This is a genomic window from Streptomyces sp. Da 82-17 (assembly GCF_046098215.1).
Classification (GTDB): Bacteria; Actinomycetota; Actinomycetes; order Streptomycetales; family Streptomycetaceae; genus Streptomyces.
The window spans coordinates 350,595-376,052 of sequence record NZ_JBJURH010000001.1 but is presented as its reverse complement, the minus strand read 5'-3'; the positions used below and the strand labels follow the sequence as shown (position 1 = coordinate 376,052).

Sequence of the window (25,458 nt, the reverse complement as noted above, 5' to 3'; positions counted from 1 at the left end):
ATGACGACCATCGCCCGCGCCACCGACACTCTGACCCGTGACGCGCTCACCGTCCTCCAGCCCGGCTTCGTCGGCACCAGCGCGCCCGACTGGCTGCTCCGCCGCATCGGCGAGGGCCTGCACTCGGTCGGCCTGTTCGGCCGCAACATCGCCTCGCCCGAGCAACTCGCCGCGCTCACCGCCCAGTTGCGGGCCGAGCGGGACGACGTCCTGGTCGCCATCGACGAGGAGGGCGGCGACGTCACCCGCCTGGAGGTCCGCTCCGGCTCCTCGTTCCCCGGCAACCACGCCCTCGGCGCGGTGGACGACCCGGAGCTGACCCGGGCCGTCGCCGCCGAGCTCGCCCGCCGCCTCGCCGCCTGCGGCGTCAACCTCAACTGGGCCCCGTCCGCCGACGTCAACTCCAACCCCGACAACCCGGTCATCGGCGTACGGTCCTTCGGCGCCGACCCGGCCCTCGTCTCCCGGCACACCGCCGCGTACGTCGAGGGGCTGCAGTCGGCCGGGGTCGCCGCCTGCACCAAGCACTTCCCGGGCCACGGCGACACCGCGGTCGACTCGCACCACGCGGTGCCGCGCATCGACGCGCCCCTGGACGTGCTGCGGGAGCGCGAGCTGACCCCGTTCCGCGCCGCGATCGCCGCCGGCACGCGGGCCGTGATGAGCGCCCACATCCTGCTCCCGGCCCTCGACCCGGACCGCCCGGCGACGCTCTCCCGCCGCATCCTCACCGGCCTGCTCCGCGAGGAACTGAACTTCGACGGCCTCATCGTCACCGACGGCATGGAGATGCGGGCCATCTCCGGCACGTACGGCATCGAGCGCGGCAGCGTCCTCGCCGTCGCCGCGGGCGCCGACGCGATCTGCGTGGGCGGCGGCCTCGCCGACGAGGACACGGTGCTGCGCCTGCGCGACGCCCTGGTCGCCGCCGTACGCACCGGCGAACTCCCCGAGGAGCGGCTCGCCGACGCCGCCGCCCGGGTCCGCGCCCTGGGCCGCTGGTCCGCCTCGGCGGTACGCGTCGAGAGCGGCACCGGCCACGACATCGGCACCACGGCCGCCCGCCGCGCGCTCCGGATCACCGTCAACGGCGAGCATCCGCACCTGAGTTCACCGCCGTACGTGGCCGCGCTCACGCCGATGGCCAACATCGCGGTGGGCGACGAGACCCCGTGGGGCGTCGCCGCGGAACTCGTCCGGCTCCTCCCCGGTACGGAGACCGGCAGCTACACGGCGGACTCGGACCCGGCCGACATCCTGGCCGCGGCCGGCGACCGCCGCATCGTCACCGTCGTCCGCGACGCCCACCGGCACGCGTGGATGTCCGGAGCCCTGGACGTACTCCTGGCCGCCCGCCCGGACACGGTGGTCGTCGAGATGGGCGTCCCCCAGGCCCCGCCCCGGGGCTCGGTCCACATCGCGACGCACGGTGCGGCGAGGGTTTGTGCGGTGGCGGCGGCGGAGGCGCTGCTCGGGCCGTAGCCCTGCTTCGGCTTGCAGCCTCGCGTCCTCAATCGCCGGACGGGCTCCATCGGAGCGCCCCACCCCTCCGCCGCTGTGGGCAGGCGTTCCGCAGGGCGGAACGGGTGGGCACAGCGGGACCACGAGGGCGCCGCAGCCGACGACGACCCCCGATAGCCCCTCCGGCGTTCGAGGAGCGGGGGTGCGGGGGGCGGAGCCCCCCCGGCGGGAGGGGTGCTGGGGCCTCAGATGCCCTGCCAGGCCGGCTTGTTGTCGTACGCGTGCCGGAAGTACTCCGCAAGCTTCAGCTTCGACGCCGCAGCCTCGTCCACGACCACCGTCGCATGCGGATGCAACTGCAGCGCCGACGCCGGCACCAGCGAGGCCACCGGCCCCTCCACCGTCTGCGCGACGGCCTCCGCCTTCCCTTCGCCGGTCGCGAGCAGCACCAGATGGCGGGCGTCCAGGATCGTCCCGATGCCCTGCGTGATCACGTGGTGCGGCACCTGCTCGATGTCGTCGTCGAAGAACCGCGCGTTGTCGACCCGGGTCTGCTCGGTCAGCGTCTTGATCCGCGTACGCGAGGCCAGCGAGGAGCACGGCTCGTTGAACCCGATGTGCCCGTCGGTGCCGATCCCGAGGATCTGCAGGTCGACCCCGCCGGCCTCGGCCAGCGCCGCGTCGTACGCCGTGCACGCGGCCTGCACGTCCTCCGCGCTGCCGTCCGGCCCCATGAACTGCTCGGCGGGCAGCCCGAGCGGCTCGACCACCTGGCGGAGCACCGTCGCACGGTACGACTCGGGGTGCCCGGCGGGCAGGCCCACGTACTCGTCGAGCTGGCAGATGCGCGCCCGCGAGGCGTCGACGGAGCCGGCCTGCACCTTGGCGATCAGGGCGTCGTAGATGGGCAGCGGGGTCGAGCCGGTGGCCACGCCGAGCAGCGCGTCGGGCTTGCGGGCCAGCAGGTCCGCGACGGCCCCCGCGATGAGCTCTCCGCCGGCCTTGGCGTCCTTGACGATGACAACTTCCACGCTGGGCCTGCCGATCTGAGGTAGTGGATGTGTGCACGCGCTTGGTCGCGATAGTGGTATAGACCAATCTAACAGAGCTCCGCTCCCGCCGCGCCCCGTAATCGCACACTCTCCCCACCACTCCACACCCCGCCCGCCCCAAGGGCTACTCGAGCGCAGGGGGCGCCGCCCGGGGGCGTGCGCGAAAGAAAAACCGCACCCCCTGTCCCGTTTCTCTAATGCCCGCTATACAATTCACGTCATGGCGGCGAACCAAGCAGCGCAGCGACGCACGACCCGGCCGGAGAAGACACCGGCGAGCGGCGTGAAGCAGCGCGGCCGCCCCCGTTCCTTCGACCGCGAGCAGGCCCTGCGCCAGGCGATCTGGACCTTCTGGGAGCGGGGGTACGAGGCGACGTCCGTCGCCGACCTCACCAGAGCCATGGGCATCGGCCCCCCGAGCCTCTACGCCGCCTTCGGCGACAAGCGCACGCTCTTCGAAGAGGTCCTCGAGGAATACGTGAAGAGCTACGGCGAATTCGGCACCCGCGCCCTCGACGAGGAGCCGACCGCCCGGGCCGGCTTCGCCCGGATGCTCCGCGAGGCCGCCGCCGAGTTCGCCGCCCCCGGCCGGCCGCACGGCTGCCTGGTCATCCACGCGGCCACCAACTGCACGACGCCCGAGGTCGAGGAGGCCCTGCGTGAGCGCCGCAACGCCAACATCGCGGACTTCGAGTCCCGTATCCGCGCCGCCCTGGCCGCCCGCGAACTCCCCGAGGACTGCGACCCGGCCGCCCTCGCGCGGTACACGGCGGCGGTCTTCCAGGGCATGTCCCAGCAGTCCCGGGACGGTGCGAGCCGCGAGGACCTGGAGCGCGTGGCCGACCTGGCGATGACCGCCTGGCCCCCGGCCCCATGAGACCGGCCCCATAGACCGGCCCCATGAAACCGTTCCTATGAGACCGTTGCCCCATAACCGCCGCAGCTCGCCGGCCTCTTGACACGGCACGGGCCGCCTCGGAGAAATAAACGAGAACAAACCTCTGCCTACGCATGGACATCCGAGAATGGTCTAGTCCACAATGCACAGGTAGCAGAGCAAAACTTCAGAAGCTTCCGCTCTTCCCGCACAGAAGAGCGGAACGAGGCGCCCGACGCTCTCTGCCCTGACCGCGTCGGAGCCTCCCGGTCGCACGGGACCGCACACCCGACGACCGGATCAGCTCCGGGCTGCGGTGCCGGCGAGGGTTGAGGGTCCCTCTCGGGCGCCGCGGCCCGCGGGTGTTTTCGGCCCCGCTCCCACCGCGTACGCCCGGCCCTGGCCGAAAGGTACGCTCCACACGTGCCCTCCATGAACGAACTCGTACGCCAGCACACCGCTCTCGGCGACACCGACCTCGAGTGGCTGCATCTGCTGGTCTCGGAGTGGCAGCTGCTCTCCGACCTCTCCTTCGCCGACCTGGTCCTGTGGGTACCCACCCGCGACGGCACCCGCTACGTCTCGGTCGCCCAGATGCGCCCCAACACCGGCCCGACCTCGTACCAGGACGACATGGTCGGCCACCTCGTCCCGCGCGGCCGCCGCCCCCTGCTCGACGCCGCGCTCGACGAGGGCCGGATCGTGCGCGAGGGCGACCCGGAGTGGCGCGAGGAGGTCCCGGTCCGCGTCGAGTCGATCCCGGTCCGCCGCGAGGGCCGCGTCCTCGGCGTCATCGCCCGCAACACCAACCTCCTTACGGTCCGTACGCCGAGCCGCCTGGAGCTCACGTATCTGCAGAGCGCGTCCGACCTCGCGCAGATGATCGCCGCCGGGTCGTTCCCGTTCCCCGGCCAGCAGGTCGAGATGGACGCCTCGCCGCGCGTGGGCGACGGCCTGATCCGCCTGGACGCGGAAGGCATCGTGCAGTACGCCTCGCCGAACGCCCTGTCCGCGTACCACCGCCTGGGCCTCGCCGCCGACCTCGTCGGACTCCACCTCGGCCGGGCCACCGCCGAGCTCGCCCCGTCCCGCGGCCCCGTCGACGAGGCGCTGGTCAAGCTGGCCAGCGGCTGGGCCCCGCGCGAGACGGAGGTCGAGGGGGACGACGGCGTGATCCAGCTCCGCGCCATCCCCCTCAAGCCCAAGGGCACCCGCATCGGCTCCCTCGTCCTGCTGCGCGACGTCACCGAACTCCGCCGCCGCGAACGAGAGTTGATCACCAAGGACGCCACCATCCGGGAGATCCACCACCGGGTGAAGAACAATCTGCAGACCGTCGCGGCCCTGCTGCGCCTGCAGGCCCGCCGCATCGAGTCGGACCGCGGCCGCGAGGCGCTCGAAGAGGCGGTGCGCCGCGTCGGCTCGATCGCGATCGTGCACGAGACGCTCTCCCAGAACCTGGACGAGCGCGTGGAGTTCGACGAGATCGCCGACCGGGTCCTCGCGATGGTCGCCGAGATCTCCCCGGGCAAGGTCACCGGCCGCCGCACCGGCCGCTTCGGCATCCTGGACGCCGAGGTCGCCACCCCGCTGTCGATGGTCCTCACCGAGGTCCTGCAGAACGCCCTGGAGCACGGCTTCCGCCAGGGCGACCACGGCACGGTCGAGGTCTCCGCGGTCCGCGGCGGCACCCGCAAGGACGCCCGCCTCCTGATCACCGTCCAGGACGACGGTGTGGGCCTGCCCGCCGACTTCGACCCGCACCGCGCCGGCAACCTCGGCCTGCAGATCGTACGGACGCTGGTGGTGGGCGAGTTGGGCGGCACGTTCGACATGGTCCCGGCGCCGGAGAAGGGCACGCAGGTGATCCTCGACATTCCGGTGCACGGCGAGAAGTAGCGTCAACTCGGCGGCGGTGCGGGGGAGTTGCCGGCGGAGGAGCTGCCGGCCCCGCACGGCCCCGACCGCACACAGCAGTGAGCCCCGGACCTTGGTGCGGTCCGGGGCTCACTGCTCACGTTGCTGAGCGCATCGGGGGGTACTGCGCGCTGCGGCTCGGGGGCGGGAGATGCGTACTCGCCGTACGCGCCGCCGGGCTCAGGCTCGTTCGGGGCGTGGGTGTCAGGCGCTGGCCTGGCGGGCCCGGTTGCGGGCGGCGCGGCGCTTCATCGCGCGACGCTCGTCCTCGCTGAGGCCACCCCAGACGCCGGAGTCCTGACCGGACTCGAGCGCCCACTGCAGGCACTGCTCCACGACGGGGCAGCGGCGGCAGACGGCCTTGGCTTCCTCGATCTGCAGCAGCGCAGGACCGGTGTTGCCGATGGGGAAGAACAGCTCGGGGTCTTCCTCGCGGCAAACGGCGTTGTGACGCCAGTCCATGGCTGCTACCTCTCCTTGGTATTACGTGCAAGTTGCTTGTGAATGTGAACGCTTTCACGAATCCCCTCGCACGGGAAGGGCCAACCACCAGATGAACTGGTGCAGGTCCTGTGTGGGAGAGGGGGTTCGGGCTCTCTGTGGGGCCGGTGTTGCGGGCCGTCCTGAGCGCCAAGAAGAGATTCGCAAACCTCGGCGGCGGATACAACCCCTTCCGGAAAGTTTTTTTTGATTCCTCGGTGTCGGCTAGGTCACAGCCGTACTTCCATGGGGTGGATCCTGGCCTAAACGTTCGACTGAAAGGACTTAGGGCCCTTCCACTCACACAATCACACGCAGTGCACGGCGTACGCCTGTGAACGTCACGCTCGTACGCAGCCCCAGGTGGTCTCCGTCCATCTGGAAGGGGAGCGGGGCCTTGGATTGCAAGGTGAAGTCCGTCAGATCGTGCAGCGCGGCGGCGTGCTTGCCGTGCGGTCCGCGCTCCGGGCTCGACGTCAGGAGCTGGGTCGCGTACCGGGCCATCGAGGGCGCCGACAGCTTGCTCAGGCCGAGCACGTCGAGGCCGGTGTCGAAGGACGCCTGCGGGGACGCGTACACCGGACGATTGCCCAGGTAGGTCCAGGGTGAGGTGTTGCACACTATGGCCAGCACAAGATCGCTGACCGGGTCCTCGCCGGGCTGCTCCAGCGTGATCGTGCCGTGCCGGCGGTGCTGCTCGTCGAGGAACTGCCGCACCATCTGCCGTACGTACAGCGCGTGCGTCGAACGCTTGCCGCGCTCCCGCTCCTTCTCGACCCGGCCGACCACGCTGGCGTCGAAGCCGAGGCCCGCGCAGAACGTGAACCAGCGGTCCGGGACGCCCTCGTCCTCCGTGCCCGGGGTGCCGGCGGCCAGGCCGAGCCCGACGGTGCGCTCGCTGCCGGTACGGAGGGCGTCGAGCAGGGCGCCGGTGGCCTCGACCGGGTCGTTGGGCAGGCCGAGGGCGCGGGCGAAGACGTTGGTGGAGCCGCCGGGGACGACCGCGAGGCCGGGCAGGGAGTCGGGGCGGGGGCCGTCGTGCAGGAGGCCGTTCACGACCTCGTTGACCGTGCCGTCGCCGCCGAGGGCCACGACCAGCTCGACGTCCTTGCTCTCGGCGGCCTGTCGGCCCAGGTCACGGGCGTGGCCGCGGTACTCCGTCGTGACCGCCTCGAGCTTCATCTCGCTGGCGAGCGCGTGGATGAGTACGTCCCTGGTGCGGGCACTGGTGGTGGTTGCCGCCGGGTTGACCACGAGAAGTGCACGCATGCGCAGCAGCGTACCCATCGGTGATGACGAGGCCCAGACCGAGGGTCCGGCCCCGGGCCGACCTGGCCCCCGGGGGCACCGCGGGCCGGGGCTACCCTGCAAGGGTGAGCAGTGCTGAGCAGAACCCGAAGACCGCAGGCCCGAAGAGCGCAGGCTCGGAGAGTGCGGGCCCGGAGAGCGCCGGGCCGCGTCCGCCGCGCCTGACCGCCGCCGCTGCGCTCGCCGCCCTCGAAGGCCTGGTCCTCGTCGCCGTGGGCGGCTATCTCGCGGTGCAGGGGCTGGCCGGCGGCGCCGGGGACAAGCAGACGGCGGTGACCGGCGGGCTGACCATGCTCGCGCTCGCGCTGCTGCCGCTGATCGCCGCGCGCGGTCTGTTCGCGCTGCGCAGCTGGAGCCGCGGCCCGGCGATCATCACGCAGATCATGGCGCTGCCGGTCGCCTGGCAGCTGCTGCAGACGAACAGCGTCGCGATCCCCGCGGGGATCGCGCTCGCCGTCGTCGCGGTGACGTCGCTCGTCCTGCTGGTGAACCCGGAGACGACGCAGGCCCTGGGCATCGGCCGGCAGCGCGACGCCGCCCAGTAAGTACCAGGCCTCCAGTGAGCACCAGGCCTCCGGGGAGGCCTACTCCTCGACGAGGAGGCGCTCCCGCAGCTGCGCCAGCGTGCGCGCGAGCAGCCGGGAGACGTGCATCTGCGAGATGCCGACCTCCTGGGCGATCTGCGACTGCGTCATGTTCCCGAAGAACCGCAGCAGCAGAATCCGCTTCTCGCGCGGCGGCAGGTCCTCCAGGAGCGGCTTGAGCGACTCGCGGTACTCGACGCCCTCCAGCGCCTCGTCCTCCGCGCCCAGGGTGTCCGCCACCGCCGGGGACTCGTCGTCCGTGTCCGGGACGTCCAGGGACAGCGTGGAGTACGCGTTCGCCGACTCCAGGCCCTCCAGGACCTCCTCCTCGGAGATGCTGAGCCGCTCGGCCAGCTCGTGCACCGTGGGGGAGCGGCCGTGCTGCTGGGACAGCTCGGCGGTCGCCGTCGTGAGGGAGAGCCGCAGCTCCTGCAGCCGGCGCGGCACCCGCACCGCCCAGCCCTTGTCCCGGAAGTGCCGCTTGATCTCGCCGACGACGGTGGGCGTCGCGTACGTGGAGAACTCGACGCCGCGGTCCGGGTCGAAGCGGTCGACCGACTTGATCAGGCCGATCGTCGCGACCTGCGTCAGGTCGTCCAGCGGCTCGCCGCGGTTGCGGAAGCGGCGGGCCAGGTGCTCGACCAGGGGCAGGTGCATGCGGACCAGCTGGTTGCGCAGCTCCGCGTACTCCGGGCTGCCGTCGGGCAGCTTGCGCAGCTCGAGGAACATCGCCCGCGCGCCGCTGCGGTCCTGCGGATCGTGGTGGTGCCCGTGCTCTGTCATGTGTCCCGCCCGTCGGCCGCCGACCTGGCGCTCGCCCCTGTCATCGCGCTGTGCCTGCTCCGTAGTCCCCGGGTCCTCCGGGTGCGGCCTGGCCTGTTGCTCGGGGATGTCCGGGGCGCGCCGCGCCCTGGGCACTCCGTCGCTGCCGTCGGTGTTCTCGGCGGGCAGACTCCTTGTGCTGCGCTCTTCGTCACGCACCGGCCCGTCCCCGTTCCTCACGCCGGCCCGGGTCCCGCGCCGCGCTGTTTGTACAGGCTGATCGAGACGGTCTTGTCGTCGGCGACCGTGGAGTCGACCTTGCCCGCGAGGGCCGACAGGACAGTCCAAGCGAAGGTGTCGCGCTCGGGGGCGCGGCCGTCGGTCGTCGGCGCGGAGACCGTGACCTCCAGTGAGTCGTCCACGAGGCGGAAGACGCAGCTGAGCACGGAGCCCGGCACGGCCTGCTGCAGCAGGATCGCGCAGGCCTCGTCGACCGCGATGCGCAGGTCCTCGATCTCGTCCAGGGTGAAGTCAAGACGCGCCGCCAGACCGGCCGTGGCCGTCCGCAGCACCGACAGGTAGGCACCCGCAGCCGGCAGCCGGACTTCCACGAAGTCCTGAGTCCCGGGCTCGCCTGCGATCTGGGACACCCTCACCTCCAAGGTGGTACAAGCACGTTCGGGGATCCGGTCCGCCGCTCGGCGGCGGCCCGGCACAGCGTCGCACGGGTGATGCGCTGTGTGTTCAGCAGGTGACGCTATCGCGCTCCCACGCTCCCTGTCCGGCGGACCCCCGACCCGTCTGTTCACTCATAGTAAGCCTACGGGTACGGACAGTGGCTAGGGGTTTCGCGGTCCCAATTGGAAAGAGCGCGCGCCGGGTTGACGTACCCAGGCGGCGGCCGGTCGAACCGTCCGGAGTCGTCCCGCGGGCCGTCACTGTGCGTCGCCGTCAGACGAGGACGTGGTCCACGAAGCACCAGCGCCAGCTCTGGCCGTCCTCGAGGGTGCGCATCACCGGGTGGCCGGTCTCCTTGGAGTGGGCCGTGGCGTGCTGGAACGGGGAGGAGTCGCAGCAGCCCACGTGCCCGCAGGTGAGGCAGAGGCGCAGCTGCACCGGGTGGCTGCCGACCGCCAGGCACTCGGGGCAGGTGTCGGTGACGGGCGCGGGCTCGGGGTGCGGCAGCAGGGCGACGTGCGGGCACTCGTTCATGATGGCCAGGTTACGACTCACCTGTGACAGTGGGCTGGCCGAAGGGGACGGGCGCGAACAGATGCATGTCTTGCCGTTGCTGTTGTTGGTCGCGGGGAGCGCAGCGGTCGCCGGAGTGGCCCGGCGCACTCCCGTTCCCGCGCCCCTGCTGCTCGTCGCCGCCGGCCTCGCGGTGTCGTACGTGCCGGGGGTGCCGCACTACGAGCTGGATCCGCATGTGGTGCTGCCGTTGCTCTTGCCGCCGCTGCTGTACACCGCGGGCGTGGAGAGCTCGTACCTGGATCTGCGGGCCAACTGGCGGCCGGTGGCGCTGCTGTCGGTCGGTTACGTGCTGTTCGCGACGCTCGTGGTCGGTTACGCGGTGCATCTGATCGTCCCCGATCTGCCGCTGACGGCCGCGCTGGTGCTCGGTGCGGTGATCGCGCCGCCGGACGCGGTCGCCGCGACGGCCATCGCACGCCGTGTCGGTCTGCCCTCGCGGATCACGACGATCCTGCAGGGGGAGTCGCTGGTGAACGACGCCACCGCGATCACCGCCTACAAGGTGGCGCTGGCCGCCGCCGTCGGGGAGGGGGCCAGTTTCGGGGGCGGTGTCCGGGAGTTCGCGATCGCGGCGCTCGGCGGTGTGGGCGTCGGCCTCGTCCTGATGGTGCCGCTGCACTGGCTGCGCACGCACCTCAAGGAGGCGCTGCTGCAGAACACGCTGTCGCTGCTGATCCCCTTCGTCGCCTACGCGGCCGCCGAGGAGGTGCACGCCTCCGGGGTGCTCGCCGTGGTGGTCGTCGCGCTCTATCTGGGGCACCAGTCCTGGCAGGTGGACTTCGCGACCCGGTTGCAGGAGGCGGCGGTCTGGAAGATGGTCGCGTTCGTCCTGGAGTCCGCGGTCTTCGCCCTGATCGGCCTCCAACTGCCGGTGGTCCTCCAGGGGCTCGGGGAGTACGAGGGGGTGCAGGCGCTCTGGTACGCGGTGGCGGTTTTCCTCGTCGTGGTGGTCGTCCGGTTCGTCTGGGTCTATCCGGCCACCTATGTGCCGCGCATGCTGTCGCGGCGGATCAGGGAGCGGGAGGCCGACTCCGACTGGACCAGGCCGCTCATCGTCGGCTGGGCGGGCATGCGCGGAGTGGTGTCCCTCGCGATCGCGTTCTCCGTACCGCTCACGATGGACGACGGGGAGCCGTTCCCGGGGCGCAACCTGCTGCTGTTCCTGACGTTCACGACGGTCATCGGGACGCTGGTGGTGCAGGGCCTCACGCTGCCGGGGCTGATCCGCGTCCTGCCGGTGCAGGGGCGGGACGAGCAGGCCGAGACCCTCGCCGAGGCACAGGCGCAGAACCAGGCCTCGCGGGCGGCCGAGCAGCGCCTGGAGGAGCTCCTCGCCGACGAGCGCAACGCCCTGCCGCAGCCCCTCGCGGACCGGCTCCGCACGGTCCTGGAGCGGCGCCGCAACGCCGTCTGGGAGCGCCTCGGTGCCGCCAACCCGGTCACCGGCGAGTCCGCCGACGACACCTACCGCAGGCTCTCGCGCGAGACCCTCGCCGCGGAGCGGGCCGTGTTCGTGCGGCTGCGGGACGAGCGGCGGATCGACGACGAGATGCTGCGCACGCTGCTGCGCCGCCTCGACCTCGAAGAGGCGGCGGCCTATCGGGAAGAGGCGGGCTGAGCGGGTTTCGGGTCGTGCTGAGTCGGTTTTCGGGTCGGGCTGAGCGGGTTCTCGGTGACGTCTAGGTGTGCTGCTCCGCTTCCCAGGGGCGTCCGGTGACGACCGCTGCGAGGCGGGTGCCCGGCGGAAAGGCGCCCTCCTCTGTGAGGGTTTTCAGGGCGAACAGCAACTTGGCGACATAGTGCCGCTCGACGGGCAGCCCGTGGCGCTGCTCGAAGTCCTCGGCGAAGGCGTCGAGTTCGGGGGTCGTACGGGCGTATCCGCCGCAGTGGAAGCGGTCCTCCAGGTGCCAGGCGCCGGTGTGCGCGCCGAACGTCTCGCGCTGCAGCCGCTCGACCTCCGCGGTGAGGAAGCCGCCCTTCAGGACGGGCACGCCGATCGCGTGCTGTCCCACGGCGAGCCCGGCCGCCAGACCGGCGAGGGTGCCGCCGGTGCCACAGGCGACGGCTGCGACGTCGGCCACGTCCTGCAGCTCCGCGCCGAGCGCCGTGCAGCCCTGTACGGCCAGGGAGTTGGAGCCGCCCTCGGGGACGACGTAGACGTGCAGCGGGTCCACCCCGGCCGCGGTGAGCAGCCCGGCGAGCACCTCCGGCTCGGTCTTGCGGCGGTACGTCGACCGGTCGACGAAGTGCAGCCGCATGCCGTCGGCCACGCACCGCGCGAGCGACGGATTCAGCGGGCGGTCGGCGAGCTCGTCGCCGCGGACGACGCCGACGGTGTCGAAGCCGAGGAGGCGGCCCGCGGCGGCGGTGGCGCGCAGGTGGTTGGAGTAGGCGCCGCCGAAGGTCAGGACGGGGCGTCCGGCGGCGGCCTCCAGGTTCGGGGCGAGCTTGCGCCACTTGTTGCCGGGCAGGTCGGGGTGGATCAGGTCGTCGCGCTTCAGCAGCAGGCGCACGCCGCGGCGGGTGAAGCGCTCGTCGTCGACGTCGTGCAGCGGCGACGGGAGCCGGGGCCGCAGTCGGGCCAGGTCGGGAGCGTTCACCCGGCCATTGTCGCCGCGCGATCGGCACGCGCGCGTGCGGGGCGATTTCGTACGCGTGGGGAGCGCCCCCTCCTGTTACGCGCGCGTGGTGAGCGTTTTCGTACGCACGCGGGAGCCCCTCCGGTACGCGCGCGTGCCGGGTTACTTGAGGCGTTCGGCGATGCGCTGGCGCATGGTGTCCATGTCGAAGCCGCGCGGGTCGACCTTGCCCGGCTGCCATTCCAGGTGGCCGATGACGGACCGCTCGTTCCAGCCGTAGTGGCGGCAGATCGCGGCCGCGGCCTTCTCGATGGCCTCCAGCTGGGCGGCGGGCCAGGGGTCGTCGCCGTCGCCGCGGTTCTCGCACTCGAAGCCGTAGAAGTAGCGGTTGCCGTCGGTGTTCGCCTCGTTGTCGTGCGGCAGGCGGCGTTCGGCGACGACGGCCCGCAGCACGTCGTCGTCGCCGAGGCCGGCGTGGTTGGCGCGGCCGTTGCCCACCAGGTGGACTCTGCCGTCCTTGGTGATGACGCCGTGGCAGAGCGGGCCGGGGAGCGAGGCGTGGCCGTCGTAGCAGAGCCGGACCGTCGCGTCGCTGCCGCTGGTCGCGGTGTGATGGATCATCACGCCGTGCACGGGGCCCCACGGGCCTTTGTGGTTGCGGTTGTGCGTGCGCCACTCGCGCACTTCGACGACCGTCAGGCCTTCGTCCTTGAGGGCGTCGAGAAAGGTTCCCGCGGACATGGGCTCGGACATGACTCCTCCGTCATGGGCCGCGGCGGCGGCCGAATGCGCGCCGCCTCTTGTCCCGCTTGTACCGGAACGTCGGTACTGGGGCCAGTAGTTCGGGCACGTTCGACGCGGTGTGCGACGTGATCCGGACACCGGGTCGTGGCTGGTGGATGGGGCGGGGCTGAGGGCGGAGGGGTGGGGTCAGGCGCGGAGGATGCCGTCGCCGTGCGTCGCGATGTGCGCCTCGACCGCCTGGAGGGCCTGCAGCGTGGCCCGGGGGTCGCCGCCGCCGTTGCGCTCCGCGTAGTACGCGGCGCCCAGTTTCTTCAGGAGGTCGCCTCCGGCGCGCTGCGCCTGCGCCTCGTCGAGCTTCTGCCTGCCCTGGGCGATGCCGCGCTGTGCCTGCTCCTTGGCGCGGTCGAGGAAGCCTGCCATGGCTCGTCTCCTGTCGTGGTGCGGGTGGTTCCTGCCGTGGTGCGGGTGGTCGTGCTGGTGGCCGTTCCCCGCCCGATGGCCGGCCGGGGCCCGAACGGCCAAGCGGAACGGGGGATTTCGTGCACGTGCCCCGTCAATGGTTGATCCATTCCCGCTCGTTTGTGTGATGGCGTGACAACTGTGCGTGATGGAAGGCTGGTTGTCACGACGCAGGACCGGCCGGGCCACGGCAGAACGGCAGACCGGGCCAGGGCCATGACGCACGGAGAGGGCACAGACATGTCGGTAGGCGAAGAGATCCGCGAGGGGCAGGGGCAGGCTCAGCAGAGCCTTGCCACCGGCGCTGCGCGGAATCTGGCCACCACCACGAAGTCCACCCCGCAGATGCAGGAGATCAGCGACCGCTGGCTCCTCAGGCGCCTGCCGTGGGTGCAGGTGCAGGGCGGTACGTACCGCGTGAACCGACGGTTGAGCTACTCGGTCGGGGACGGCCGCGTCACCTTCGTCAAGACCGGGGACCGGGTGCAGGTCATCCCCGCCGAGCTCGGCGAACTGCCGGCGCTGCGGGCGTACGAGGACGGGGCCGCGCTCGAGGAGCTTGCCGGCCGGTGCGAGCAGCGGGAGTTCGCGGCGGGCGACACCCTCGCCTCGTTCGGCAGCCGGGTGGACGGCGTCTTCCTGCTCGCGCACGGCCGCGCGGAGAAGGTCGGCACAGGGCCGTACGGCGGTGACGCGGTCCTCGGAGCGCTCGCCGACGGCGCGTATTTCGGCGACGCCTGCCTCGTGGACCAGGACGCCATCTGGGAGTACACGACGCGTGCGGTGACGGCCTGCACGGTCCTGATCCTGCCGCGGCGCGAGTTCGAGCGGGTCGCGGAGCGCACGCCGTCGCTGCGCAGCCACCTCGCGCAGGTGCGGTCGATCCCGAAGCAGCGCACGAATCCGTACGGCGAGAAGGAGATCGAGCTCGCGGCGGGGCATGTCGGGGAGCCGGTGATCCCCGGCACGTTCGTGGACTACGAACCGTCCCCGCGCGAGTACGAACTGAGCGTCGCCCAGACCGTGTTGCGCGTCCACACGCGCGTGGCGGACCTCTACAGCAAGCCGATGGACCAGACCGAGCAGCAGCTGCGGCTCACCGTCGAGGCCCTCAAGGAGCGCCAGGAGTACGAGCTGGTCAACAACCGGGATTTCGGCCTGCTCCACAACTGCGAGTACGACCAGCGCATCCAGCCGCACAACGGCGCGCCGACACCGGACGACCTGGACGAACTGCTCAGCCGCAGGCGCGACTCCCGGCTGTTCCTCGCCCACCCGCGGGCGATCGCCGCCTTCGGCCGTGAGTGCAACCGGCGCGGCCTCCACCCGAAGACGGTGGAGGTGGACGGGCAGCGGGTGCAGGCCTGGCGCGGGGTGCCGATCTTCCCGTGCGACAAGATCCCGGTCAGCGCGGCCGGTACGACGTCCATCATCTGCATGCGTACGGGCGAGGACGACGCGGGCGTGGTCGGGCTGCGGCCGTCCGGCATCCCGGACGAGATCGAGCCGGGCCTGTCGGTGCGGTTCATGGGCATCGACGAGCGGGCGATCATGTCGTACCTGGTCACGGCCTACCACTCCGCCGCCGTTCTGGTGCCCGATGCGCTGGGTGTCCTGGAGAACGTCGAGATCGGACGCCGCCGATGACCGAGCGACTGCTGGAGACAGGTGCCGCGGCGGGCTCGCCCCGCCCCGACGAGCAGACCCGACCCGGCCCCACCACTGTCCCGCACACGCGCGGGGCGGCCCACGACACGGCGGCGCCGGACGCGGCCCGGGAGGACCCGAACGAGACCGCCTTCGGCGGGGACGGCACGGAGACGGGGCTGCGGATGCACGCCCTGCAGACGGAGGTGCAACCGGACATCTCCAACACGGAGGCGAGGCGGGACACGGCTGCCGAGCAAGCGGCCGGGCCGGCCGAACAGCGGGCGGAGACGGTGCGAGACGCCCGAGGTGGCGAGGCGAGGCCGGAAGGCGTGGGGGCTGTGGAGGATTGGCGGGACGGCCCGGCGGCGCCGGTGAGGGTCGGGTCCGGCGGCTTGTCGGCCGCGGAGGACGGGGCGGGGAGCCCGGCGCCGACGGAGGGCAGGTCGGGCGGATCCGGTTCGGCGGGGGCCGGGTCGGCCGGTTCCGACCGGGCCTTTCGCGGCGGAGGGCGCGGTGTCGGTGCGGGGGAGAGTCGGGAGGCGGCGGCGCTGCTCGATCGTACGAGGGAGGCCGTCGAGCCCGAGTTGCGGCGGGCGGTCGGGTCGCTGGACGGGACGATGCGGCGGGTCGTCACGTACCACTTCGGGTGGGAGCACGCGGACGGTCGGCCCGCGGCGGGCCGGGGCGGCAAGGCGATCCGGCCGGGGCTCGTCCTCGCGGCGGCGCGGGCGCTCGGCGGATCGCCCACGGCGGCCGTGAAGGCAGCGGCGGCGGTGGAGTTGGTGCACAACTCCACGCTCCTGCACGACGACGTCATCGACCGCGACAGCACTCGTAGGCACCGCCCCACCGCGTGGACGGTGTTCGGGGACGCCGACGCGATCCTCGCCGGGGACGCCCTGCAGGCCCTCGCCTTCCGGGTGCTGGCCGACGACCCACACCCGGCCTCCGGCGACGCGGCCGCCCGGCTCGCCGCGTGCCTGATGGAGCTGTGCGAGGGGCAGCACGTCGACACGGCGTTGGAGGACCGGTCGTGCGACGAGGTCACGCTCGACGAGTCCATGAGTGTGGCCGAGGCGAAGACGGGGGCGCTGCTCGGCACCGCGTGTGCGCTCGGCGCGCTGTACGCGGGCGCGGAGTGGGAGCAGGTGGAGGCGATGGACGCCTTCGGCAGACAGGCGGGCCTGGCCTTCCAGTTGATCGACGACATCATCGGCATCTGGGGCGACCCGGCCCGCACCGGCAAGCCCGTCGGCGCGGACCTGCTGGCCGGGAAGAAGTCCCTGCCGGTGGTGGCGGCGCTCGCGTCGGGCACGAAGGCGGGCGCCGAACTCGCCGAGCTGTACCCGAAGTTGCTGCCCGCGGACGTCGAACGCGCCGCCGAAGCGATCGACCGCGCGGGCGGCCGGGACTGGGCGCAGACGGAGGCGGCGGACCGGATGTCCCGCGCGCTCGGCCTGCTCGCCCGGGCGGTCCCGGACCCCGACGCGGCGGGCGGCCTCCTGGCCCTCGCGGAGTTCGTCACGCGGCGTACGGCGTGAGCAGGCGCACGGCGTGAGCAGGCGTACGGCAGAGGAGGCGCACGGCGTGAGGAGGCGTACGGCGTGAGGAGGCGCGCGCGAGCGGTGGAGGCACGGCACGCGTAGGCGCGGGTGAGCGGCGCGCGGCGCACCCGCCGAGCGGGCGGGCCTGCGTGCGGAGGCGGCCGGCGCCGGGAGCCCGGCCGGCCGGGAGGAGGGAGAAAGGAGGTGGGCGTCACGAAATGAGCATGGCGAGGTGACTGCGGCGCCGTCCGCGCTGCGTGGAGGGCGCCCGTACAGCGGCTGGTTCAGGCCAGTGTGCGGGCGGCCCGCCCGGTCGCGCGGGAGCGGCGTCTACGCTGCAACGGCTCGATGTGCAGCGGCAGTTGGGGGAGTGGACCGAATGGGCGTGGCGATCCGCAGGGCGGGCGAGGGCGACAGGGAGCGCCTGGTGCGGTTGCTGGACGAGGCGTTCCAGTACGACCCGGTGAGCAGTTGGGTGTTCCCGGACGAGGTGCACCGCAGCAAGGTGCACGGGGTGTTCATGGGGGTGTTCCTCGACGTCGCGCTGAGCGAGGGCTGGGTCGACATGACGGAGGACGGGGCGGCGGCCGCGCTCTGGCTCCATGTGCCGGCGGGCGAGGCCGAGGAGGAGGACGACACTCCCGCGCGGATGCGGGAGACGGCGGACCCGGAGAACGAACGGGCCGAGCTGGTGGGACGGTTGACCGGCGCCGTGCACCCGCACGACCGGGCGCACGCCTACCTCCTGCTGATCGCGGCGACCCCGGAGAGGCAGGGCGAGGGGCTCGGCACGGCGCTGATCGAGTCGGTGCTCGAACGCTGCGACCGCGAGGGCGTGCCGGCGTACCTGGAGGCGAGCAGCGAGCGCAGCAGAGGCCTGTACGAGCGGCTCGGCTTCGCCTTCACGGGCGAGGCGGTCCAACTCCCGGACGGGCCGCGGATGTTCCCGATGTGGCGCGAGCCGCGGCCGGAGCGGTAGGGGGTTCGGGCGGAGGTGCGACGGAGACGGCTCGCCCCCTCTTGCGTAACCACTTCACTTGAAGCAGTATGAGTGCAGTGCTGCGCCCGCAGTGCCACGTTGCGGTACGTCACGTACGTCCGTACGTCACGTACGTCCGTACGTCACGTACGTCGCGTACGTCGCGGTACGGCCGAATCCAGGGGGAGTCTTGCGCAAGCTTTCGTATCTGATCGCCACGTCGATCGACGGGTTCATCGGGGACGTCGACGGGGAGGCGGAGTTCTTCGCGAAGTACGTCGACGAGGAGTATCTGCAGTACGGGTTCGCCGAGCTGCCGGAGATGCTGCCGACGCCGGCGCGGCGCCAGTTCGGCATCGACGACCGGCCCAACCGCCGGTACGACGCGGTCCTCATGGGCCGTGCCACGTACGAGGTGGGGCTGCCGGAGGTGACCAGTCCGTACGGCCACCTGAAGCAGTACGTCGTCTCGCGCAGCCTGAAGGAGGCGCGCGGAACGGAGGCCGAGCCGGGAGTCGACCCGGAGATCGAGGTGATCTCCGGGGACATGGTCGCCCGCGTGCGTGAGCTGAAGGCGCAGGACGGCCTCGACATCTGGCTCTGCGGCGGCGCCGACCTGGCGGGACAACTGGTCGACGAGATCGACGAGTTGGTGATCAAGACGTACCCCTGCTTCCTGGGCTCGGGCATGCCGCTCGCGAAGGCCGGGTTCGCGATCAGGGAGTTCGCGCTGGAGTCGGTGAAGTCCTTCGGCAACGGGGTCGTGATCACCACGTACGGCAGGAAGTAGCAGGTCGCGTACGGGTGGTTGCAGATGGCTGGTCCGGGGTGACGAACGGGAATAACCTGGACGTATGGCCAAGGAAGAAGACCGGCCTGCGCCGCGCCGCGCCGAGCATGTGTGCCCGGTGTGCAAGCAGCCGGTGGAGACGGTCGTCAAGCGCCGCAAGGTGCTCGGGGCGTACGTGCCGAGCTGGGGTCCGGGCCCGTGCCACCACGAGGGATGCCCCGCGCGCGTGGACGAGAGCGACGAGGCGGAGCACGCGGCGCACCCGGAGCACTGGAAGTCGACCCGCCGCGAGCGCCTCGGCAAGCTGAGCCATCCGTGAGCCCGGCCGCACCGCCGGCCGGGCGTCGACGACTCGGCTCGCTCCCGCCCGCCCGAAGACGTTCCCGCACGCCCGAAGCCACGCTCCCGCACGCCGAGCCGCCGCGAGGCAACCCACCGCAGCGCATCCCGCGGCCGGCCGCCGAAAAAACTTCGCCATACGCACCGGCCGGGCTGTCGAGAACCGTCGGGGCGCTCCGACGTCCCCTGTGACAGCCGCCCCACAGGGGCCCGAGCAAGGAGTGGACCATGAAGTACCTGGTGATGGTGCAGGGCGCACAGGCCGACTACGAGGCGATGAGCGGAAAGGCCAACGAGCACAGCCCGGCCTGGAGCGAGAAGGACGTGCAGGCGATGTTCTCCTTCATGGAGAACCTCAACAACGACCTCGCCGAGTCCGGCGAGATGATCGACGCGCAGGGGCTCACGGAACCGGCGCAGACGCGGTTCGTCGGCCGCGACAAGGACGGTCGCCCGGTCGTCACGGACGGTCCGTACTCAGAGACCAAGGAGGTCCTCGCCGGGTACTGGGTGCTCGACTGCGAGAGCCTCGAACGCGTCACCGAGATCGCCAACCGCATCCAGGAGTGCCCCCAGCCGGAGGGCGCCCCCGTCTACCCGGTGGTGATCAGGCCGATCCAGAGCCTTTGAAGCCCGCGGCCGCGCACCCCGTGGAGGGCCCCGCCGCACCCGTGGAGGACCTGCTGCGCAGGCATGCGCCGCAGGTCCTCGGCGCGCTGGTGCGGCGGTACGGGCACTTCGACCTCGCCGAGGAGGCCGTACAGGAAGCGCTGCTCGCCGCCGCCGGGCAGTGGCCGGGGCAAGGGGCGCCGGAGAATCCGCGCGGCTGGCTGATCCGGGTCGCGTCGCGGCGCCTCACCGACCTGCTGCGCAGCGAGGAGGCGCGGCGCCGCCGGGAGGAGACCGCGGCGGCGCTCACGCCCCGCGACGCGTTCACCGCGCCGGCGCCCGGCGAGAGCCGCGCGCCCGCCGAGGACGACACGCTCACCCTGCTCTTCCTCTGCTGCCACCCCGGGCTCACCCCGCCCGCCCAGGTCGCGCTCACCCTGCGGGCCGTCGGCGGGCTGACCACCGCCGAGATCGCCCGCGCGCACCTCGTGCCCGAGGCGACCATGGCGCAACGCATCAGCAGGGCGAAGCAGAAGATCAGAGGCGTACGGTTCCGGCAGCCGACCGGCGACGACCGGGACGAGCGGCTCGCGGCCGTCCTCCAGGTCCTGTACCTGATCTTCAACGAGGGGTACACGGCCACATCGGGCCCCGCCCTGCACCGCGCCGACCTGGCACGCGAGGCGATCCGGCTGACCCGGGCGGTGCGCCGGCTGCTGCCCGCCGAGGGCGCGGTGACCGGGCTGCTCGCGCTGATGCTGCTCACGGAGGCCCGCGCGCCCGCGCGCACCGGACCGCACGGCGAGCTGGTCCCGCTGGACGAGCAGGACCGTACGCGGTGGGACCGGGACGCGATCGCCGAGGGCCTGAAGCTGGTCGAGGAGTCGCTGGGCCAACCGCCCGTCGGCGCCTACCAGTTGCAGGCCGCGATCGCCGCCCTGCACGACGAGGCGGCCGACGCGGACGCCACCGACTGGCCGCAGATCCTCGGCCTCTACGAGCTCCTGGTCCAGCGCGCCCCCGAACCCATGGCCCGCCTCGGCCGCGTGGTCGCCGTCGCCATGGTGCACGGACCGGACCAGGGGCTGCGCGAACTCTCCGCGCTGGAGGGCGAGTTGGGCGACCACCACCGGCTGCACGCCGTCCGCGCCCACCTCCTGGAACGCGCCGGCGACCGCGAGGGCGCGCGGGCCGCGTACGCCAAGGCGGCCGGGCGTACGCTCAGCGCCCCCGAAGCGCGCTACCTCCGCACCCGCGCAACCCGCCTCGCGGACCGGGCCGACGCCGACTGACCGACCCGCCTCGCGGACCGGGCCGACGCCGACGGATCACCCCGTGGCCCAGCCGCCCGGGCGCTCGACGCGTCCACCCGCCCGGGCCTCAACGCGTCGCCGCCGCCAGGCACTCCCGCAGTGACCGGGCCGTCCGGGTCACGAACGCGTCCCGTGTCGCGGCCGGCAGCAGGTCGAGGGAGAGATACGGATTGAGGTCCTCCAGCTCGACGAGCAGCAGCTCCCCGTCCGGCGCGCGGCAGGCGTCGACGCGCTGGATGCCGTGGTCGAGCGTGTTCCAGGCGACGAACCGCCGGGCGAACTCCAGGTCGGCGGCGGTCGGTTCGTACCGCTGCAGATCCCAGCGCTCGCCGCCGTCCGAGGTCCGCAGGGCGTACTGGAAGTCCGCGTCGACGAAATAGAACGACACCTCGTACGCGAACGGGATGCGCGGCTGGACCAGCAGGCCGGAGCCGTCCAGGTCCGGGGCCAGGGTGCCGAGTTCGGCGCGGGGCACGACGCGCAGTCCGATCGAGTCGGCGCCGAGCGCGGGCTTCACGACGTACTCGTCGGCGTCCGGCAGCCGGTCCAGGTGCGCGGCGCGGTCCACGGTCGGGATGACGGGGAACCCGGCGGCGGTCAGGTCGAGCAGGTACTGCTTGCCCGCCATGTCCGCCCGGCCGGTCAGCGGGTTGTGGACGGCCGTGCCGGAGGCGAGCGCGCGCTTCTTGAACTCCTCGTACGCGTCCAGGTAGTTGAGGACGGGGCCGCTGTTGCGCACGAGGACGAGGTCGAAGGAGTCCATGAGCGCCGCCGCGTCCGCCGGGTGGCAGAGCGCGACGTCGAAACCGGACTCCGCGCGCAGCCGCGAGCTGAGGAAGATGTCCTCGTCGCAGTACCGCCGTCCGCGCGCCTCGTAGGCGAGGTCGGTGACGTAGAGCAGGCGGGGGCGGCCGGTGGGGCTCATGGTTCTCCTGCGGGGGTGCGGGCACGGGTGGGGGAGGGGCGGTGCCGGGTCACGGTACCTGCACGGTGCACGTACGCCCAGAGCCGCGCACAGGCCGGGTGACCTGCGCGTACGCCCACTGCCCTCCCCGCTGGTGCCGCTGCCCCCCCGTACCGCTACGCCCGCAGCCAGGCCGAGGCGTCCAGGCCGAAGGACTCGGCCGGGGTGACCTCGCGGAGGGCGTCCTCCAGCTGACCGAGGCGGCGCTCGCCGAGGGCCGTGGCCCAGTCCGCGCGCAGCTCGTCGAAGATCGCCGCCGAGCGGGCCAGGGCGTCGTGGCCGCGGGCGGTGAGGCGGACCAGCTTGCGGCGGGCGTCGGCGGGGTCGTCGGCGCGTTCCGCGTAGCCGAGTTCGACCAGCCGGTCGACGGTCTTGCCGGCCGCCTGCTTGCTCACACCGAGCCGCCGGCCGACCTCGCTGGTGCTCGCCGCCTCCGGCCCGAACCCGATGGCCTGCAGGGCGAAGCCGTGGGCGGGGCGCATGTCGGGGTGGCCCTGGCGGGCGAGTTCGGCGTGCAGCTCGTCGATGAGCGTGCGGAACCCGGCGAAGAGCAGCAGCGGCAACTCGAATCCCGGAGTCCGGCCGCGACCCTGCTCGCCCTGCCGGCCCCGCTCGCCCCGCTGTCCCTGCTCGCCCCGCTTGCCGGAATCGACAACCTGCTTTACTTTCTTTTCGTCAACCACGTTGTCGATTTTAGGGGGAAGCATGCAGGGGTTCGTCACGTACGCCATCGAGACCGCGCCGGAGGGCTCCCGGCGGGCCCTGGAGCGGATCGAGCGGAATCTCGGACACATCCCGCCCGTGGCGGGCCGCCTCGCCGAGTCGCCCCAACTCCTCGACGGGTTCCAGCGGTTGAGCGGCATGTTCGAGCAGTCCACGCTGGACCCACTGGCCCGGGAGACCGTCGTCATGACCGTCGCCGTACGCAACGACTGCCAGGTCTGCGTCGCCATGCACAGCGCGAAGCTGGCCGCGCTCGACGCCCCGCAGGGGATGGTCGACGCGCTGTGCGAGCAGCGCCCGCTCGACGACGAACGCCTCGAATCCGTACGCCGGTTCACCCTCGCCGTGCTGGCCTCCGCCGGCGCGGTCACCGAGGCGGAACTCGCCGACTTCCTCGCCCACGGCCACACCCGCCGCAACGCCCTGGAGGTCGTCCTCGGCATCGGCACGTACACGATGTCGACCTTCGCCAACCGGCTGGTGGGGTGAGGCCCGGCTGACGGGGCACGGCTGAGAAACGCAGAACACCCGGCTCCGCGCGGATGCCGGGTGTTCTGCGTCGACGAAACGCGAAGGTCAGGCCTTCTTCGTCTCCCAGAAGATCTTGTCGATCTGGGCGATGTAGTCCAGCGCCTTCTGGCCCGTGGCCGGGTCGGTCGAGCCCTTGGCGGCCGAGAGGGCCTTCAGGGTGTCGTTGACCAGCTGGTGCAGCTCCGGGTACTTCTCGAAGTGCGGGGGCTTGAAGTAGTCGCTCCACAGCACCGAGACGTGGTGCTTGGCGAGCTCGGCGCGCTGCTCCTTGATGACCGTGGCGCGGGCCTGGAAGTGGGCGTCGTCGTTCGCCGCCATCTTCTCCTGGACGGCCTTGACCGACTCCGCCTCGATGCGGGCCTGGGCCGGGTCGTAGACACCGCAGGGCAGGTCGCAGTGGGCGCTGACCTTCACCTTGGGGGCAAACAGGCGGGAGAGCATTGAGCTGTCCTTCCTCGTGATCGTCTTCTCAGGGTGGACATTACTCCGTGAGAGAGGGGATTTCGCGAGGGGCCCAGGGGCTGGGACAAAAGTCCTGGGTGGAACCGGGACCCGGGACGGATGCGACCGGCAGACTGGTGACGACAGGTGGCGCGGGTGTCGGCAGGTGTCGGCGGTCAGGGGCGGCGGTGTCCTTCGCGGGACACGACGACGGGCGAGAGGGAGCGGAATGCGGGAGCAGGGCGGCGAACCGGAGCGCGAGGCAGGTCAGGCCCGGGTGCCGTTCGGCGTGGCCGAGGTGCACGGGCCGTCGATGGTGCCCACGCTGCGCCACGGCGACCGACTCCTCGTCAAGTACGGGGCGCGGGTGCGGCCCGGTGACGTGGTCGTGCTCCGCCACCCGTTCCAGCAGGACCTGCTCGTGGTGAAGCGGGCGGTGGAGCGGCGCGGGTCCGGCTGGTGGGTGCTCGGCGACAACGCCTTTGCGGGCGGCGACAGTACGGACTACGGGACGGTGCCCGAGGAGCTCGTGCTCGCCCGCGTCGTCGGCCGGTTCAGGCCGCGGCCGTCGGATCAGCGCTCACCTTTCAGAGCACTGCTCTGGGCACTCTCCGCCGTACGTCCGGTGCTGTGCGACCGGTCGGCCTCCTCGCGCTTGCGGGCGCGGTAGGCGGCGACGTTGGCGCGGGTCGCGCAGCGGTCCGAGCAGTAGCGCCGGGAGCGGTTGGTGGACGTGTCCAGGTAGGCGTTGCGGCAGGGCGTCGCCTCGCAGATGCCGAGCCGCTCCACGCCGTGCTCGGTGAGATGGAAGGCCAGGCCCATGGAGGCGATGGCGGCGTAGCCCGCGGTCGCGTTCGACGGATGGTCCGCCAGATGCATGTGCCAGAGCGGGCGGTTGTCCTCGTCCCGGTGGTCGTGCCCGGAGATCTGCGGGCTGACCGGGAACTCCAGGAGCAGCGAGTTGAGCAGGTCGACGGCGAGGGTCTCGTCGCCGCCGTCCGCCGCCTCGAAGACCGTGCGCAGCCGCGCCCGCACGGAACGGAAGCGGCTCACGTCCGCCTCCGTGGCGCGGCGCCCGCCCGTCGAGTCCTTGCCGAACAGCGCGCGCACCGCCTCGACGGAGGTCAGGGAGTCCTTGTTGCGCGCCGGCTCCTCGCTGTTGACCAGGCGCACGGCGTAGTCCGAGTAATAGGCCAGTTCCACTTGTAGTCCTTACGAGGGCGGGCTATGGTCGGCTCAGTCGAGGTAATGGGCACTTCTGTGCCCAGGGTATTACGGACGGGAGGGTTTCCGATGACCGAGACCACCGCGGGGGCCACGGCGGGCACGGCCGACTGGCAAGCCTGGCAGACGAGCTGGGACCGGCAGCAGGAGTGGTACATGCCGGACCGCGAGGAGCGGTTCCGCGTCATGCTCGACATGGTCGAGGCCCTCGTCGGCCCGCGGCCGCGCGTCCTCGACCTCGCCTGCGGCACGGGCAGCATCACGGACCGCCTGCTCAAGCGGTTCCCGGAGGCGGTCAGCACGGGCGTCGACCTGGACCCGGCGCTCCTCGCCATCGCCGAGGGCACCTTCGCCGGGGACGACCGCGTCACCTTCGTCACCGCCGACCTCAAGGACCCGGACTGGCGCGCGAAGCTGCCGTACGAGTCGTACGACGCGGTGCTCACCGCCACCGCGCTGCACTGGCTGCACAGCGAACCGCTCGCCGTGCTGTACGGGCAGGTCGCCGAACTCGTCCCGGGCGGCGGGGTGTTCATGAACGCCGACCACATGCCCGACCCGTCGACGCCGCGCATCAACGCCGCCGACCGCGCCCAGCGGCACGCCCGCCAGGACCGCGCCAAGGCCGCCGGCGCGCTCGACTGGGCGGACTGGTGGCAGCTGGCCGCCAAGGACCCGGTCCTCGCCGAGCCGACCGCGAAGCGCTTCGAGATCTACGGGGAGCACGCCGACGGCGACACCCCGCCCGCCGAGTGGCACGCCCGCGTCCTGCGCGAGAAGGGCTTCGCCGAGGCCCGTACGGTCTGGTCGTCGCCGTCGGACGCGCTGGTGCTGGCGGTGAAGTAGCCGGAGCCGGCGGTGGCGTAGGCGCCGC

Annotated in this window: 28 protein-coding genes; 15 read left to right on the top strand and 13 right to left on the bottom strand. The window is 72.2% G+C overall.

The window, feature by feature from the left end:
- Positions 1–1,482 carry a glycoside hydrolase family 3 protein gene (locus tag ACIDOF_RS01720; RefSeq protein ID WP_409003777.1) on the top strand — a complete coding sequence of 494 codons (1,482 nt, stop codon included), beginning with the start codon at positions 1–3 and terminating at the stop codon, positions 1,480–1,482.
- 224 nt (positions 1,483–1,706) lie between these two features.
- Here ACIDOF_RS01720 and nagB read toward each other — a convergent pair whose 3' ends face one another.
- Positions 1,707–2,492 carry a glucosamine-6-phosphate deaminase gene (gene nagB, locus ACIDOF_RS01715; protein ID WP_409003776.1) on the bottom strand — a complete coding sequence of 262 codons (786 nt, stop codon included), beginning with the start codon at positions 2,490–2,492 and terminating at the stop codon, positions 1,707–1,709.
- Between the two features lie 241 nt (positions 2,493–2,733).
- On the opposite strand from nagB, the gene ACIDOF_RS01710 reads away from it, so the two are divergent.
- Together ACIDOF_RS01710 and ACIDOF_RS01705 are read left to right on the top strand one after the other, a co-directional pair.
- The gene (locus ACIDOF_RS01710) at positions 2,734–3,390 is read left to right on the top strand and encodes a TetR/AcrR family transcriptional regulator (protein WP_409003775.1); all 657 of its coding nucleotides are present in this window, start codon (positions 2,734–2,736) and stop codon (positions 3,388–3,390) included.
- Between the two features lie 432 nt (positions 3,391–3,822).
- Complete coding sequence (locus tag ACIDOF_RS01705) at positions 3,823–5,289, top strand: sensor histidine kinase (RefSeq protein WP_409004021.1); 1,467 nt, start codon at positions 3,823–3,825, stop codon at positions 5,287–5,289.
- Between the two features lie 222 nt (positions 5,290–5,511).
- On the opposite strand, the gene ACIDOF_RS01700 is transcribed toward ACIDOF_RS01705, so the two are convergent.
- Both ACIDOF_RS01700 and ACIDOF_RS01695 read right to left on the bottom strand, forming a co-directional pair.
- Entirely contained in the window at positions 5,512–5,769 is a 258-nt protein-coding gene (locus tag ACIDOF_RS01700) for a WhiB family transcriptional regulator (RefSeq protein WP_040248489.1), read from the bottom strand.
- Between the two features lie 318 nt (positions 5,770–6,087).
- The gene (locus ACIDOF_RS01695; RefSeq protein WP_409003774.1) at positions 6,088–7,056 is read right to left on the bottom strand and encodes a diacylglycerol/lipid kinase family protein; all 969 of its coding nucleotides are present in this window, start codon (positions 7,054–7,056) and stop codon (positions 6,088–6,090) included.
- A 23-nt stretch (positions 7,057–7,079) separates the two neighbouring features.
- Here ACIDOF_RS01695 and ACIDOF_RS01690 point away from each other — a divergent pair, with 23 nt between their 5' ends.
- A complete protein-coding gene (locus tag ACIDOF_RS01690) occupies positions 7,080–7,640 on the top strand; it encodes a hypothetical protein (RefSeq protein ID WP_409003773.1) in 561 nt (186 codons plus the stop codon).
- Positions 7,641–7,679: 39 nt separating this feature from the next.
- On the opposite strand, the gene ACIDOF_RS01685 is transcribed toward ACIDOF_RS01690, so the two are convergent.
- The 3 genes from ACIDOF_RS01685 to ACIDOF_RS01675 all read right to left on the bottom strand — a co-directional run bounded on the left by ACIDOF_RS01685 (position 7,680) and on the right by ACIDOF_RS01675 (position 9,653).
- Positions 7,680–8,681, bottom strand: coding sequence for an RNA polymerase sigma factor SigF (locus ACIDOF_RS01685; protein ID WP_409003772.1), 1,002 nt, complete (start codon positions 8,679–8,681; stop codon positions 7,680–7,682).
- Positions 8,678–9,091 carry an anti-sigma regulatory factor gene (locus ACIDOF_RS01680; RefSeq protein ID WP_161694748.1) on the bottom strand — a complete coding sequence of 138 codons (414 nt, stop codon included), beginning with the start codon at positions 9,089–9,091 and terminating at the stop codon, positions 8,678–8,680. The genes ACIDOF_RS01685 and ACIDOF_RS01680 overlap by 4 nt, the downstream gene beginning before the upstream one ends.
- A 301-nt stretch (positions 9,092–9,392) precedes the next feature.
- A complete protein-coding gene (locus tag ACIDOF_RS01675; RefSeq protein WP_409003771.1) occupies positions 9,393–9,653 on the bottom strand; it encodes a UBP-type zinc finger domain-containing protein in 261 nt (86 codons plus the stop codon).
- Between the two features lie 61 nt (positions 9,654–9,714).
- On the opposite strand from ACIDOF_RS01675, the gene ACIDOF_RS01670 reads away from it, so the two are divergent.
- Positions 9,715–11,313: a Na+/H+ antiporter gene (locus tag ACIDOF_RS01670; RefSeq protein ID WP_409003770.1), complete on the top strand. Its 1,599-nt coding sequence runs from the start codon at positions 9,715–9,717 to the stop codon at positions 11,311–11,313.
- A gap of 61 nt (positions 11,314–11,374) precedes the next feature.
- Here ACIDOF_RS01670 and ACIDOF_RS01665 read toward each other — a convergent pair whose 3' ends face one another.
- The 3 genes from ACIDOF_RS01665 to ACIDOF_RS01655 all read right to left on the bottom strand — a co-directional run bounded on the left by ACIDOF_RS01665 (position 11,375) and on the right by ACIDOF_RS01655 (position 13,438).
- On the bottom strand, positions 11,375–12,295 hold the full coding sequence (locus ACIDOF_RS01665) for a 1-aminocyclopropane-1-carboxylate deaminase/D-cysteine desulfhydrase (protein ID WP_409003769.1): 921 nt from the start codon (positions 12,293–12,295) through the stop codon (positions 11,375–11,377).
- A gap of 141 nt (positions 12,296–12,436) precedes the next feature.
- Positions 12,437–13,027 carry an N-acetylmuramoyl-L-alanine amidase gene (locus ACIDOF_RS01660; RefSeq protein WP_409003768.1) on the bottom strand — a complete coding sequence of 197 codons (591 nt, stop codon included), beginning with the start codon at positions 13,025–13,027 and terminating at the stop codon, positions 12,437–12,439.
- A gap of 177 nt (positions 13,028–13,204) precedes the next feature.
- Complete coding sequence (locus ACIDOF_RS01655; RefSeq protein ID WP_409003767.1) at positions 13,205–13,438, bottom strand: hypothetical protein; 234 nt, start codon at positions 13,436–13,438, stop codon at positions 13,205–13,207.
- Between the two features lie 279 nt (positions 13,439–13,717).
- On the opposite strand from ACIDOF_RS01655, the gene ACIDOF_RS01650 reads away from it, so the two are divergent.
- From ACIDOF_RS01650 to ACIDOF_RS01620, 7 genes are all read left to right on the top strand, one after another.
- On the top strand, positions 13,718–15,124 hold the full coding sequence (locus ACIDOF_RS01650) for a family 2B encapsulin nanocompartment shell protein (protein ID WP_409003766.1): 1,407 nt from the start codon (positions 13,718–13,720) through the stop codon (positions 15,122–15,124).
- Positions 15,125–15,519: 395 nt separating this feature from the next.
- On the top strand, positions 15,520–16,668 hold the full coding sequence (locus ACIDOF_RS01645; RefSeq protein ID WP_409004020.1) for a family 2 encapsulin nanocompartment cargo protein polyprenyl transferase: 1,149 nt from the start codon (positions 15,520–15,522) through the stop codon (positions 16,666–16,668).
- A gap of 382 nt (positions 16,669–17,050) precedes the next feature.
- Entirely contained in the window at positions 17,051–17,650 is a 600-nt protein-coding gene (locus ACIDOF_RS01640; protein WP_409003765.1) for a GNAT family N-acetyltransferase, read from the top strand.
- Positions 17,651–17,840: 190 nt separating this feature from the next.
- The gene (locus tag ACIDOF_RS01635; RefSeq protein ID WP_409003764.1) at positions 17,841–18,440 is read left to right on the top strand and encodes a dihydrofolate reductase family protein; all 600 of its coding nucleotides are present in this window, start codon (positions 17,841–17,843) and stop codon (positions 18,438–18,440) included.
- Between the two features lie 64 nt (positions 18,441–18,504).
- Complete coding sequence (locus ACIDOF_RS01630) at positions 18,505–18,759, top strand: hypothetical protein (RefSeq protein ID WP_409003763.1); 255 nt, start codon at positions 18,505–18,507, stop codon at positions 18,757–18,759.
- 248 nt (positions 18,760–19,007) lie between these two features.
- Positions 19,008–19,409: a YciI family protein gene (locus tag ACIDOF_RS01625; RefSeq protein ID WP_409003762.1), complete on the top strand. Its 402-nt coding sequence runs from the start codon at positions 19,008–19,010 to the stop codon at positions 19,407–19,409.
- Positions 19,406–20,680, top strand: a complete 1,275-nt coding sequence (locus tag ACIDOF_RS01620) for an RNA polymerase sigma factor (protein WP_409003761.1) — start codon at positions 19,406–19,408, stop codon at positions 20,678–20,680. The genes ACIDOF_RS01625 and ACIDOF_RS01620 overlap by 4 nt, the downstream gene beginning before the upstream one ends.
- A gap of 88 nt (positions 20,681–20,768) precedes the next feature.
- Here ACIDOF_RS01620 and ACIDOF_RS01615 read toward each other — a convergent pair whose 3' ends face one another.
- Positions 20,769–21,626: a hypothetical protein gene (locus tag ACIDOF_RS01615; protein WP_409003760.1), complete on the bottom strand. Its 858-nt coding sequence runs from the start codon at positions 21,624–21,626 to the stop codon at positions 20,769–20,771.
- A 155-nt stretch (positions 21,627–21,781) separates the two neighbouring features.
- On the bottom strand, positions 21,782–22,357 hold the full coding sequence (locus ACIDOF_RS01610) for a MarR family winged helix-turn-helix transcriptional regulator (RefSeq protein WP_409004019.1): 576 nt from the start codon (positions 22,355–22,357) through the stop codon (positions 21,782–21,784).
- A gap of 13 nt (positions 22,358–22,370) precedes the next feature.
- Here ACIDOF_RS01610 and ACIDOF_RS01605 point away from each other — a divergent pair, with 13 nt between their 5' ends.
- Positions 22,371–22,877 (top strand): carboxymuconolactone decarboxylase family protein, encoded by a 507-nt coding sequence (locus ACIDOF_RS01605; protein ID WP_409003759.1) that lies wholly within the window; start codon positions 22,371–22,373, stop codon positions 22,875–22,877.
- Between the two features lie 87 nt (positions 22,878–22,964).
- Here the strand turns inward: ACIDOF_RS01605 and sodN are convergent, their stop codons facing one another.
- The gene (sodN, locus tag ACIDOF_RS01600; protein WP_045558998.1) at positions 22,965–23,360 is read right to left on the bottom strand and encodes a superoxide dismutase, Ni; all 396 of its coding nucleotides are present in this window, start codon (positions 23,358–23,360) and stop codon (positions 22,965–22,967) included.
- A 229-nt stretch (positions 23,361–23,589) separates the two neighbouring features.
- Here sodN and sodX point away from each other — a divergent pair, with 229 nt between their 5' ends.
- Positions 23,590–24,030 carry a nickel-type superoxide dismutase maturation protease gene (gene sodX, locus ACIDOF_RS01595; RefSeq protein WP_409003758.1) on the top strand — a complete coding sequence of 147 codons (441 nt, stop codon included), beginning with the start codon at positions 23,590–23,592 and terminating at the stop codon, positions 24,028–24,030.
- Here the strand turns inward: sodX and ACIDOF_RS01590 are convergent.
- Positions 23,934–24,563, bottom strand: a complete 630-nt coding sequence (locus ACIDOF_RS01590; protein ID WP_409003757.1) for a CGNR zinc finger domain-containing protein — start codon at positions 24,561–24,563, stop codon at positions 23,934–23,936. The two genes, sodX and ACIDOF_RS01590, sit on opposite strands and share 97 nt — an antisense overlap.
- Before the next feature lie 90 nt (positions 24,564–24,653).
- Here ACIDOF_RS01590 and ACIDOF_RS01585 point away from each other — a divergent pair, with 90 nt between their 5' ends.
- Positions 24,654–25,430, top strand: a complete 777-nt coding sequence (locus ACIDOF_RS01585) for a class I SAM-dependent methyltransferase (RefSeq protein ID WP_409003756.1) — start codon at positions 24,654–24,656, stop codon at positions 25,428–25,430.
- Positions 25,431–25,458 lie beyond the last annotated feature (28 nt).